The 13,246-nt window shown below is 45.2% G+C and carries 7 protein-coding genes; 2 read left to right on the top strand and 5 right to left on the bottom strand.

All coding sequences use genetic code 11. The annotated features are described in order from the left end of the window. Positions 1 to 162: 162 nt before the first annotated feature. Both ISR87_14510 and ISR87_14505 read left to right on the top strand, forming a co-directional pair. Positions 163 to 7,581 carry a choice-of-anchor J domain-containing protein gene (locus tag ISR87_14510; GenBank protein MBL7026652.1) on the top strand — a complete coding sequence of 2,473 codons (7,419 nt, stop codon included), beginning with the start codon at positions 163 to 165 and terminating at the stop codon, positions 7,579 to 7,581. A gap of 178 nt (positions 7,582 to 7,759) precedes the next feature. After that, complete coding sequence (locus ISR87_14505) at positions 7,760 to 8,182, top strand: hypothetical protein (GenBank protein MBL7026651.1); 423 nt, start codon at positions 7,760 to 7,762, stop codon at positions 8,180 to 8,182. A 266-nt stretch (positions 8,183 to 8,448) separates the two neighbouring features. On the opposite strand, the gene ISR87_14500 is transcribed toward ISR87_14505, so the two are convergent. The 5 genes from ISR87_14500 to ISR87_14480 all read right to left on the bottom strand — a co-directional run. After that, complete coding sequence (locus ISR87_14500; GenBank protein MBL7026650.1) at positions 8,449 to 9,156, bottom strand: sulfite exporter TauE/SafE family protein; 708 nt, start codon at positions 9,154 to 9,156, stop codon at positions 8,449 to 8,451. Further along, on the bottom strand, positions 9,156 to 9,659 hold the full coding sequence (locus tag ISR87_14495; protein ID MBL7026649.1) for a hypothetical protein: 504 nt from the start codon (positions 9,657 to 9,659) through the stop codon (positions 9,156 to 9,158). The genes ISR87_14500 and ISR87_14495 overlap by 1 nt, the downstream gene beginning before the upstream one ends. Positions 9,660 to 9,694: 35 nt before the next feature. Next, a complete protein-coding gene (locus tag ISR87_14490) occupies positions 9,695 to 11,047 on the bottom strand; it encodes a hypothetical protein (GenBank protein ID MBL7026648.1) in 1,353 nt (450 codons plus the stop codon). Continuing rightward, positions 11,047 to 12,018, bottom strand: a complete 972-nt coding sequence (locus ISR87_14485; GenBank protein MBL7026647.1) for a PorV/PorQ family protein — start codon at positions 12,016 to 12,018, stop codon at positions 11,047 to 11,049. Before ISR87_14485 ends, ISR87_14490 begins: the two co-directional genes overlap by 1 nt. Then, a partial coding sequence (locus ISR87_14480) for a TonB-dependent receptor (protein ID MBL7026646.1) occupies positions 12,018 to 13,246 on the bottom strand: 1,229 nt, incomplete at its 5' end. The genes ISR87_14485 and ISR87_14480, both read right to left, overlap by 1 nt.

Raw genomic sequence — 13,246 nt, 5'->3', positions numbered from 1 at the left:
CTCATCAATCACTTGACAAGCTGACTCCCGATGAAGTATATTTTAAAGAATCTATGAGGAAGCTCGTAGGATAATGAACACCGGATCTTTCACACCTAAGTTTCAAGAAAAAGTGTCCAAGGGATGGGGTCCACTTCTATGCAACAAAAAAACGGAGGAAGTATGTGGCGTAAATTGTTACTAACAGGTCTAGTATTGACCTTTACTTTTTCCTTGGGTTTTGCATCTGATGCTATGCATCTGACACCCATGGAGAAGGCCTTGAACAAATATGATAGCGGTCAGACATTGACCGTGGCTGAGAAGACTTTAATTAGTTCAGAATTGGCCATTCGTGAAGCCGCTATTCAGATGCGACTTCAGGAAGAAGGTAGGCTCAATCATTATTCAACAAACAACCTACGCTCTGCGCTGTCTGAAGGATTTGAGGGTGCATTTCCACCGGCGGGTTGGACTGTTATTAATGCCGATGATGATGCCAATACTTTCAATGAAACGTTTACCTACATAACTGCACCTGAGGGTACCCAGGGTGCACAGGCTATGAAATGTTATGATGATTGGCTGATCACACCAAAACTCTCCCCTACAACAGGGGATGCCTCCTTCAGTTACCAGGAAGGTCTTGAATCATCATCTTATCCCTATACTTATCAGCTGTTAGTATCTACTACAGATGCTGATACAGCCTCCTTTACAAGCATAGGGTCTTATGATGGGAATACTACGGGTTGGATTACTCGCTCCATAGACCTATCTGCCTACGTTGATATGAATATTCATATCGCCTGGCATATGACATCGGGTCCTAGTACTTCCTGGGATTTTGGTTTTGATGATGTTTCAGGTCCTGAAATTTATGTAGCACCTGAACCACCTCTTGCTTCCACAAGCCCAATGCCTGCAGATTCTGCAACAGGTGTTGCCCTGAATCAGGTAGTGAGCTGGGGTGCTTCTTTAGGAGCCACAGGTTATGATTTAAGTTTTGGGACAGATAATCCACCAACAGATGTATTAGATGCTGCCGATCAAGGTGATGTTTTGACTTATACACCCACCTTAGCCTATGCGACAACTTATTATTGGGAAGTTACTCCTTATAATGCATATGGTGATGCCTCGGGTACAGTTATTTGGTCGTTCACTACGGAAGATGATCCTACGCTTGTGCCCCCATTCACAGAAACCTTTGAGACTTTTGAAACCAGCTATCCATACGCACCACCTATGAACTGGACAAAACTTGCTGGTTTAATGGATGAGGATATTGAACTCGCTGACCCATCATACCCAGATAAGTGGCGAGGAGAAGCTTTTGCGAACGATTCCGAAAATCCGGTCTCGGCGCGAATGAATGTTTACTATAACAATAGAATGGACTGGTTGATTTCCCCTCCAGTCGATCTAGGTGATGGCACTGTAAGCTATCAGGCAGAATTTGATATCGTCGCACAAGAATATAATAGTACGACTGTCGATGCTGTATGGGATGATGATGATCGATTTGACTTTATCATTTCAACTGATGGTGGAGCAACTTGGGATCAAACCAATATTCTCTTGAGCCATAATTCAACAACTGGTTTAGGAGCTACACCTGTTCATGAAATAATTGATCTCAGTGCATATACTGGAGTAGTAAAGTTTGCCTTTTATGGTGAAACACAGGTTTCAAACGGTGATTGGGAACTATTTGTCAAAGACTTTACCGTTCAGGAACCACCAACAGTACCGATTCTAGCCCTTAGTGATTCAGAATTTGATTTTGGTAGTGCACCTGTAGGTGGTTCAGTTGTAGAGACTTTGACCATTACAAATAATGGTGGAGCTGATCTGAATATTTCAAGTATTCTTCCATCGGACTATCCGCCATTCGCTATCGGATCATATTCCAGTCCAGTGGCAGCGGGAGCAAGTATGGATGTAAGCATCACATACGAGCCCACAACAGCTGGGGACCATGCAGGGACGGTAACAATCACGTCAGATGACGACTTATCCCCTCATATTATTACCGTGAGTGGTAGAGCTTATCCAGCTGATTATGTCCTGGAAGGTTTCGAAGGAGACTTTCCTCCCTTTGGTTGGTCAAATACTGCGGTCGTAGAAACCTACATTTGGGAACAGAGCAGTACATATGCTTATAACGGGATGTACTCTGCAAGGTTTAAAAATAGTTCTTATAACACCCGTACAGCTGAACTAAAGACACCTAAACTTGATTTAACGACCTCCGAAGCGAGTGAGTTAAGCTTTTATCTACGAAATGTTGCCTGGGGCAGTGATCAGGATGAGTTGTGGGTAGATATTAGTACAGATGGTGGTGCTACTTGGACAAACCTGGCTTATTATGGAACTAGTGTTACAGATTTTGAGCTCCAAACTATAGACCTTGAAACAGATGTTGTTCAGAATGATCAGGCAATGATCAAATTTATTGGTACCACCCACTATGGGTATGGTGTCTATATTGATGATATTCTCATGCCCCCTCTGGCCCCAAACACCAATACTCCGTTCTTCTCAGAGTATATGGAAGGTTCCAGCAATAATAAGGGTATTGAGATCTATAATCTAACCGGTTCTACAATCAACCTTGATGAGTATCAGATTGCTCAATCCACCAATGGTGGCGGCTGGGCATATTACCATGTCTTTCCTGAAGGAGCGACACTGGATCATGAAGATCTCTGGCTCATCGCAAATGATGGCGTTTTCCCAGAAGTCATTGCATTGGCTGATGAAGTATTGCCTTATCCAAGTGTGGTTCATCACAATGGTGATGATGCTCGCGCCCTGGTGAAAATTGTTGGCACGGATACAACCTTCCTGGATATCATTGGAATTCCAACTGAAGATCCAGGTGCAGCCTGGGATGTTGCTGGTGTTACAGAAGGAACCAAAGATCATAACCTGGTACGTAAACCTGATGTTGTAACAGGTAATACCGACTGGGCCCTTTCTGCGGGTACCAATGCCGACGATTCAGAATGGATTGTTTATGACATGAATTTCTGGTATGGCATGGGTTACCACAATGAAGATTATCTCGTGCCTGGTGATGCCTGTGACTTACCTCTGGTTTATGGTGATGTCAATGATCCAGCTATGGTTGGTTCCATTGAATCTTATGGTGCAACCTGGTATACCTTCTACAATGATGGCAGTTATGATAACGTCTTTGCATCACTCTGTGGATCAACCTTCGATACAAAGATTGAAGTATGGGCTGGTTGTGATTCAGCAACATATATTGCGTATAATGATGATGCTTGTGGTACTCAGTCAGAAGTTGATCTTGGTGAATTACCTGCTGGTGATTACTGGGTTAAGGTCTTTGGGTATGGCTCAGGTTCAGGCGAGTATACGCTGAATGTTACCGGTACCAATGGCGTGCCAGACTTCGTAGTAAGCTCCATGGAATATTATGGACAGGATACTCTGGATGTTGTGGTCACCAATATTGGTGATGGCGATTCTCCTGGATATTTTGGAACTGATTATCATGGTCTCTACATTGATGGGGATTATCTCGGATATGTTGCCGAACTTGATATTGCCCTTCTGGCAGGCGAAAGCTATACCTATTCATTAACCGGTATCAATTTCGACAACTTTGGTCCAGGAATGCACCAGGTTGTTTTTGAAGCTGATACAGATGATGATGTTCTTGAAATAGATGAAACAAATAATAATGATACCCTGACAATTGATATTGGGTATCCGCCACTGGCTCCAAGACATGTTATGGCCATGGCAGGTGAAGGTGAAGTTTTCCTCTCCTGGGAAACAGCCGTCATTCCTCCACCAATGCCTGGAAGTCTTGCGAGAGTTATGAGTGGTATTCACGAAACCAAAACCAAAGCAGCAGCTACTTTTGATCCAGAAGTTCTGGCCAAGAGAGACGCAGCGGGTGGTTCCGCCTTCCGTGATGCTGGTGATACCTGTGCTGAAGCAGTTGAACTCACTGTAGCTGATGGCTCAGTAGTGACTGCTCCATATCAGCCATATTGGTATTCATTTACAGCAGTAGCTGATGGTTATCTGACAGCCACTTCTGATGGTACATCAGAGGATACTTATGTACGCATCTTCGATGATTGTGAAGGTGTGCAGATAGCCTATAATGATGATATTGGTTTTCCCAATTATGCGTCATTAGTTTCGTTCCCAATCGTCAATGGAACGACCTACTATATCCAATGGGATGATGTCTACAGTGTAGCAACATTTGATTGGACATTGACCTATATGGCTGATCTGCCAATGGCTGACCTTGATGTAACAGAAATGTACATTGAAGGCGATGCCGTCATGGCCGTGATCACCAATATTGGTGATATTGACGCAGCTGGCGTTTCCTGTCACTGGTGGGTCAATGGTGTAGATGTTGCGTATGAATATACCGATCTGCTTGCACCTACTGAGGCAGATACATTAGGTCTGTATGGATTTTCCTGGGCCAATCTTGGACCAGGTACCTTCAATGTGATGATAGATGTTGATTTCTGGGGCAGTGTCGATGAATTGTCTGAAGAAAACAACACGGATTCCATTACGGTTATCCTTGAAGATCCAGACTATATGCCTACCTATAATGTCTATCGTGATGATGCATTACTGGCAGGTGGTGTTGAGGCAGTCAACAGAGATTTCGATGGTGAATTCCTCGATGACACTGTGACTCCCGATGTTCTTTACACCTATTATATCACACAGATTATGGAAGACTTGAGCGAATCACTTGCATCAGAGTCTGTTTCTGCGACTCCTTTTGCTCCTGTATTCTATCCCTTCCCCTTTACAGAAGACTTTGAAGCTGTAATGGACAACATGCTCCCACTGGGATATATCGTTGAAGAAATTGGTGAACCAGATGGTAGCCAATGGGAAGTTGGAGATAGTGCCTATTTTGAAGGCAATTTGTACAATTACTGGAATGTTCCCGGTGGCACCCAGTTCGCAGGAATTGATGACGATGGTTGGGGTTCTGGCGTAAATGGAAATGAAATCCTGTGGACACCATGGGTAGATTTCGCTTCTGCCGTCAACCCTCAGATTCTATTCAATTATACTGTCCAGGGTGGTCTTGGTGGTGAATTCCTCGTCTTTGATGGCGATGATGTCATGGTTTATCCACTGGCTGACTCACCAAATGATTGGACAGGTGTTCTGTTTAATCTCGGTGACTATGTTGGAGACGTCGTCCGGTTTGGCTTCCATTATAATGATAATGGTGGCTGGGCATACGGTATGGGCGTTGACAATATCACTGTTGATGAAGCACCACCTCCAGGTGTTATTACTGGAACCATAACTGATACTGATGGTAATGCCCTTGGTTTTGCCGATGTTCATGCAATGGGTCTGTTTGCCGATGAAGGCACCATGGCCGATGCTGCAGGTGCTTATAGCATCACAGTTCCTGCCGGTGACTATACGGTAGAAGTCATGCGCGTGAATTATCATCCTGCCATGGAAATGGCAGTGGTGACAGAAGGTGGAACGACTACTCTGGACTTTGTTCTGGATATGTACTTACCAGCTCCTGAGAACCTCATGGCCTATCCAAGTATGGTTGATACAACCATTGGCCTTATGTGGGCACCTCCCGTTCCAATGGGTCAGGTTGCCTATGATGACGGATCCTTTGAAGGCTTTGTTGCTCCTGTGATTCCATCTACAGAGCACAACTACTTTGCCTCTCATTTCAAGGCTGCGATCACACCTGGATATGCGATCAATGAGATCTCTATCCTGACCACAGCTCTTGATACCGAGTCAGCATTGGAAAGCGTTTCAGTTGTAGGATCAGACGAAATGGGTGGTCCAGATCTAAGTAATGTACTTTGGACTACTGGTGGCGTGAATGCTGCCCTCTATCCAGATGCTGCCTGGGATTTCTATCCAGTTGGTGTTGCACCAGCAACTGCTGATTTCTGGGTCGTAATGAAATGGCCTGTAGGTAATGAGGCAGGTCCGTATGTTGGTCATGATGATGACACCTTTATCGGTAATTCAATCTGGGCCAATGCTGCTGATAGCTTAGGCGTACCACTTTGGATCATGGATCCAGGTACATTCGCCGTACGGGCATATCTGGCTGAACCTTCAACTGGTCGTTCCATGGTTCTCCACGGTTCAGAAACTGTGAACATCGAGAAACTTGGTGCTCCAATTGAACTTAGTGTGAAACAGGACGTGGTTTCAACTGTAAGTGTTGAAGCTCCAAACGTGACCACTGTTGGTCGAGAACTTCTCAACTACAATGTCTACAGATCCCTAGACCCAATGGTTTTTGGTGATGTCTATGCAAATGTTGCTGGTGAGATGTTTAACGATGATGACTTCGATTTCGATACCCCGTACTTCTATACTGTAAGTGCTGTGTACGATCTTGGTGAATCAGATTATTCAAATGTGGATGGCTTTACTTACTGGTCACCACTGTATCTGCACCACTATGAAGACTTCATGTATCCAGATGCAACTCCTCTCGAGGACATCGGTTGGGTAACAGATGATGGTGCCGGTAATGTGGCTCCAAACTTCAATATCGAACTGGAACAGTTGCATTTTGACTGGTCACCAACAGCTACTGATTTCTATCAGACTGTAACCTCACCTGTTGCTGATTTCACAGGTGCTACTGCTGCCAGAATCTCATTCTATCTCATGTTTGATGATTACAATGATGGTGACAACGGAACATTGGATTTCTCAGCTTCAATGTCAAATGATGGATTTGTGACCGAGACTGTACTCATAGCTCATAACGATTCTGTCTATGGTGATATTGAAGATTATATGATCTTCAATATCTCGGATATCGTTGCTGGAACAGATGGATGGCAACTGAGATTCACTGTTGAAGGTGCCACATCATTTACCATGGATCACCTGTGGATTGATGATATCATGGTTGAATCTGATGTTTATCCAGGACCAGGAGATTTCAGTCTTCTGTCACCTGCTAACGATGATAATGTTGTGATTACATCAGCAAACGTGACCACGGGATCCCTGCTCTTTGCCTGGGAATCTGCTGGTGATGATATGATGTATGGTGTTGAATTGACTGGTACGCTGGGAAGCATAATCATTCCTTTCGACACATCAGCAACGGAAGTTCTGATTCCTTATTCAGTCCTGAGTGCCGCGTTTGAATTTACCGGTACCACAGGTGTAACTGGAACATGGGATATTGTTGCTTATAGCGATATGTATGACGCCTGGTCTGTGAATGGCCCATTCAACCTCACTATAGGTACAACAGTAGGTACAGACGATACATTTATTCCAGATGTATTCGCTCTCTATCAGAACTATCCTAACCCATTCAACCCGGTTACTACCATAACCTACGATATTCCAGAAGCATCTGATGTGAGACTTGTTGTCTACAATCTTGTTGGACAGCCAGTCAGCGTACTTGTTAATGGTTACCAAAACCCAAGTCGCTACACCTTAGCATGGAATGGTTTATCGGATGCAGGCTTACCCGTTTCTTCAGGTATTTATGTATACCGCCTGGAAACTGATAGCTATGTTAAAACCATGAAGATGATGTATCTGAAGTAAAGATCATCTCTCCGAAATACTGCAAACAGCCCCTTCGCGGGGCTGTTTGTATTTTGGGGAGGTCTGAATCTGCAGGATACTCAGAAACTAATGTTTGACACGCACCTCACCCTCCTTCACCATGATTGATTCAAATCATATAGTTATAGACAAATAGCAAAAAGAGATTGGTTTGTTCTTGCCCATTAACTATTTTCGCTCCGTGAAATATTTCAGTACCATATTGGGAATGATGCTTCTGGTTACCACCAGTTTCGCTGATGCTACTATCAATGGCTTTAGTGGTTACTACGATGAAGCCCGTATCATCATCCAGTGGAACACCACTGTAGAACAGGGACTGGTCGGTTTTGAAGTACAACGCAGTACCGATGGTCATACCTTTTTTGAAATTGGTTTCCTCAATGCTCAGGGCCGGGGAAGTGGCTATACCTTTATTGATGACTCCATTATCGCCAAGGTTTCTGGACGGGAATATCAGTACCGTCTGAAAATCAGGGACATTGAAGGCAACTCCCAACTGAGTGAAGTGATTAGCGTTCAATCAACTTCTGAAGTAATCCCACGTACCTGGGGATCCCTAAAAGCTCTCTTTAAGTAAAAGCTATCTACATTTGGAATGATGACGATCCGCTGCGGCGGATTTTTTGTTTTGTAGGGTCAACCATGGTCGTACACCCACCGTATATATTCCAGCTTACAACGAACTTGACGAAAGGAACGAACCAGCATATTGCTATTCGTCATCTTCGTAGATTCGTTGAAGTAAACAACCCATGAGCCATGGGGCTCTACTTTTCAATTATGATAACCGGGGGTGGTCCAGGCTCGATGGATAAAACGAGGGAGCGCATCCCATCGACCTACTTAATGGCACTCCAGAATAGTGCGGGCAGGCTCTACAAGATACCGATACCCATTATACAGCGTATAGAGACCGTAGATGATTACGGAAAGGGCCGCCAACTGGGTCATGATATGCCGGAATTTGAGTTGCTTAAATAGACCGACAAAAAAGCCCAGACTAAAAAGGGCGGGAATGGTGCTTAATCCAAAGATGAACATCACCAGCGCACCATAAACCGGGCTGGCCGTGCTCGCCGCCGTGATGGCAAAAAAATACACAAACCCACAGGGCAGAAGACCATTAAGCATTCCCAGCAAGTAAAACCCCATGAGCGATTCGCTCTTCAAGAGGCTCTTAAAGGTGGTTTGATACCAGGCTGAGCTGGCAAACGAGGTTTCAAAAAGTTTGAGGACATGCAGTTTCCCCAGGAGTGAAAGACCAGCTACAACCATGGCTATTCCGGCCACAATCCATAGAATTCCATTGGCTGTGTTATTGAAGACAACCACACCGCCAAGAATTCCAAACACAGCACCCAGAACCGTATAGGTCGTGACTCTACCCAGGGAGTAAAGCAGATGAGAAATGGCTTGAGCCGTTTTGCTACGATCTTTTTCCAGACCAGCAGTTGAATAGGCGATGACGATGCCGCCACACATCCCGATGCAATGACCAAAAGATCCCATAAAGGCAATTGATATGACAGATATGATATTGACCGTTTCCATTATTGCTCCATGAGTTCCTTGCGGAATTCCAAGTTTGCCATGGTTTCGCCCTTCAACATGGCTTGCTGCATGGCAGAAAAAGCAATGAGCCCCTCGCCATGGACCCTGTAAGCTCCAAATCCGTATGACATGGGTGTTTGATCTGTGCGACTGTACCAGGCCAGCTTCCCATCAATCCACTCGCCAGAGGGCAAATCCTTTACCCAGATGATTGCCTCATCTTTAAAGGGTCTGGCACTCAACCAGGCTGCCATACAACCATGGTCATCAAAGAACCAGGTCTTGCCACCTGGAGCAACTACTTGTGAAGCAAAATTCAGATTGTGAATGAGCATGCCGCATTCACTGCACTGAAATTTACCCGATACCATCTTCACCGAATCTCGATTTGAATTTCCCTCATAGACCACTGTCAATTGCTGTGATTTACCCAGGAGTGAAAAGAGGGTTACGATAAGAACGATGAAGGTGAGAATACTCAGAATTGGTTTGATGTTTTTCACGGTCTACCCCCAGCTAAATCTGCGTAAAACAGGTGCTAATTATCAGTCGTATAATCCAACTCGGTGGAGAGGCGATAGCGCATGACACGCTGATGCCTGGTATCTGCAATATAGACGACGCCATTTCCATCCACTGCCACACTGCGAGGAGCATCCAGGATATCAGCTACTTCAACCTGATACGTGGTATCTACTGTAAAATATTCATACTCTGAACCAACCAGGAAGGAGTCGATGTAACTGGAATCAACTAGTACCCGATTCATGCCAATATTGAATGTGAATCTCCCAGAGGAATTGAACTGTTGAATCCGGTCATGACCCGTATCGGCGATATAGATATTGCCCAGAACATCGAGACTCACATCAGAGGCTTTGTCATAGCGTTCAATTTCCATGATATCATCTTCGCCATATTCAAAACCGGAACTTCCACCCACTTTATGGACGCTGAAGTTTTCTCCCCATTGCGTGTAAAACAGGGCACCATCCTTCCCGTGGGTCATGCCACGGGGATCATTCACAGTTCCATTGCCAGTTCCCGGTGAAACTGCACGGCCCGTGATGGTTCCCCCATAGATCAGAATCTCTTCCCCCTCCCCTGTCATGAGCAGCGCCACGGGAAAGTATTGAAGCTCAATAATTGCATTGGAATTCGCATCAGCTACAAAACACTGATCACCAAAACTGCTGACCCCGGTGATATGAACATTCTCAGGATCAATAAAATATCGCTGGACCTGAATGGCCTCAAGACTATCACCAGCATTCCAGAATGCCCGGGGGGCCAGCCAATAATCCAGATTGTCCGTGGACCAGCTAATGGAATCAATGGACCACTGCAGGGATTGAAGTGCCATAATAGAATCAAAGTTAGTTACCCAGAGTGAATTCCCCTGGGGAGATTCAAGTTTCACCCTGTCCGCTATGGATTCCACACCCACATTATTGAGATATTGATTCCAGACCATGAGCCGATTACTACTGTCTGCGATAAACAGGTTGAGTCGGCTATCCTGATCAATGGCCTGAGGTGAAAAACCGGTTCCCGTTTCATCAACAAGATTCGCGATAGCTCCGAAATGATTGCCAAAATCATCATCGATGACTTCTTCCCCGGAAGCACTGATGACATGAATTGAAGCCTGGGCATGATCTGCCACAAAAATATAGCCATCAGCCCCCACAATGATATCCCAGGGACTGGCAAATGAATATCCATTTGCTGCATCCCAATCTGGGCTGATCCGGATATACGATGTGTCTCCGGCTCCAAATACTGGATCAAATTCTGTGGTTTCCGTGGGGAGCTTAACCTTGATACCACAGGCTAAGAGGGATAAAACGAGGAGCAGTCCCCAGGTATATTTCAGCAAGCGCAAACTCATTAGAAGGACCATCCCAAACTGATATGCTCAGATCGTTTCAAATCAGACATATCTGCATATGAATAGCCAAAACTGAATCCCGACCACTCAATGCCCAACCCCACCGTCCAGGAATACACTTCATCGCCAAAATGATACCCGCTTCTCAAGAAGAGCATATCATGGAATCCATATTCAAAACCGAGTGAGATACTTTCTGCATTATCAACGGGGTGGTTAAGCTGGATGGAACTGGTAAACTCCTGATGGGGTGACTGGAGCCACTCGTGAGCCACACCAAGACGGAAAATGGTTGGGGGTGCAAAAGATTCATAATCTGCTTCAGTGGTATCCGAGTCAGCATAGCTTCCATCTGGACCAGCAGGTGATCCAAAATTCAGCAGGGATACTGCAAAGCGAAGGTCTTTGTAACCTGTTCGATAATAGGTTCCCAGATCCACCAGCATACTACGCATGGTTAGATCAGCCAGTTGTTCTTCGGCCAGTTTAGCGGTGAGGCCAAAAGAAAAGCGGTCAGTCATCCTTAAGGCATAGGTAAATCCCAGGAGCATATCACCATAATTGAAATATTCGCCGGTTCCGCCTGGTTTAAATTCAGTAGTAATCTCAGTTGGCGGAGCGTACAGGGCCAGAGCACTCAATCCCAGATGGTGAACTCGACCAAACTTCCAGACCCCGGCAAAACTGCTCAACTGAAAATCGGCTATCCACTGACTCTGATCTACTATAATGTTGATGCTCTCCTCCACCTGGGCTGCCCCGGCAGGGTTCCAGAAGAGACTGGAGGCATCGTTGGCAATGGCCGTATAAGCGCCAGCCATTCCATGAGCCCTGGCACCAATTCCGATCTTGAGAAATGAAAATGAAGAAGTTCCGGCTCGTTGACCACCCAGGCTGGGGAACAGATTCCCCTGAGCACCCACGAACTGGGTTGAGAATAAAAGGATGAATATGATGAGGAAACGTCGCATCAGAATCTCACACTCAGTCCCATTTCGACTGTGCGGGGGATGGAATAACGACCTGGATTATAATTGGGATCGGGGCTGTTGATGAAACCATAGGAATAAATCTCTCCAGGATCATAGCCCTTCCCTGTAAAAGGGTTAATACTCTGGGGACGTTTTACATTCAAAAGGTTTTCGATGGTACAGTAGGCCTTCCATTCCAGACCACTCACCATAAAATATTTATTCAGTTTGAGGTCAACTGTTGTAAAGGGATCGGCGGTTTCGGAATAGGGCGTATCACTTTTAGACTGACCCTCATAATAAAACTTACCATCTTCTTCCCGAATGGTGATGTTCTCCATCCCCGTATATCGACGTCCCGCCTGATACTCGATGCGGGCTGAAACCCCCCAGTCCCGGGGAAGTCTCAGACCAAACAGGTGGAGTTTATCCTCTGGGCCAACGTTGAAGTGCAGATTGGTAAAGAGACTGAAAGGTTGATCCCACCGCAAATAATTCTCACCCAGAGGTTTTTCATCAAGACGACCTGCTTCCACAAGGAGGTTATCCAGGGGCGTAGAGCTTTTGCCTGTAGTAAAACTGTAACTCAAATTGGCATCAGCTGAGAAAAATTTTGCAAAGCGTCGCTTGAATTTCATTTCTATGCCTCGAGAGCGGGCATAATCCATATTGATATAGATGAGATAGGAGAGATGCCCGTAGCGAGGATTAAAAAGGGTCACACGCTGACTGGTTTCGTAGTCAAACATATCCTTGTAAAATGCCTTGATCTCTAATACCTGGTTGGCATCAAATTTATGCTTAATACCAATTTCATAGGCTACAGTCGTCTTGGGAGACAGGTTTGGATTGCCAAAAAGTTGGTAAGTTGCCTCGGCTGATGAGCGCAATTTTGCATAGACATAATTGAATGTGGGCAATTGTGAGAAATGACCATAGTTGAAATACAGGACATCGGAGTCAGTAACAGGATGAGAAATTCCCAGACGCGGACTTAAATGTCCTTTGGCCCTGCTACCGTTAAACACAAAAGTTTCAGCATAGAATTTGGCCCGAGCAGCATCGGTAATAGTCAGCACAGAGCTATCGGCCACGGCGTCTTCCAGATATTGCCCGGGAAACCAGTAGTCATAGCGAATACCCAGATTGGCGATCATTCCATCAAAGGTAATGCGATCCTGGATGTAAAATGATCCATAGTCCGTGGTAATATTGAAATAATCATAGT

The organism is Candidatus Neomarinimicrobiota bacterium, assembly GCA_016784545.1.
GTDB lineage: Bacteria > Fidelibacterota > UBA8477 > UBA8477 > JABMPR01 > JABMPR01.
The sequence above is the reverse complement of the archived record's forward strand: the minus strand, read 5'-3'. Positions and strand labels throughout refer to the sequence as shown.

What these genes read in the sequence shown, in the direction of transcription:
- ISR87_14510 (MBL7026652.1), top strand. Translation starts at nt 163, where the DNA reads ATGTGGCGTAAATTGTTACTAACAGGTCTAGTATTGACCTTTACTTTT.
- ISR87_14500 (MBL7026650.1), bottom strand. Translation starts at nt 9,156, where the DNA reads ATGGAAACGGTCAATATCATATCTGTCATATCAATTGCCTTTATGGGA.
- ISR87_14490 (MBL7026648.1), bottom strand. Translation starts at nt 11,047, where the DNA reads ATGAGTTTGCGCTTGCTGAAATATACCTGGGGACTGCTCCTCGTTTTA.
- ISR87_14485 (MBL7026647.1), bottom strand. Translation starts at nt 12,018, where the DNA reads ATGCGACGTTTCCTCATCATATTCATCCTTTTATTCTCAACCCAGTTC.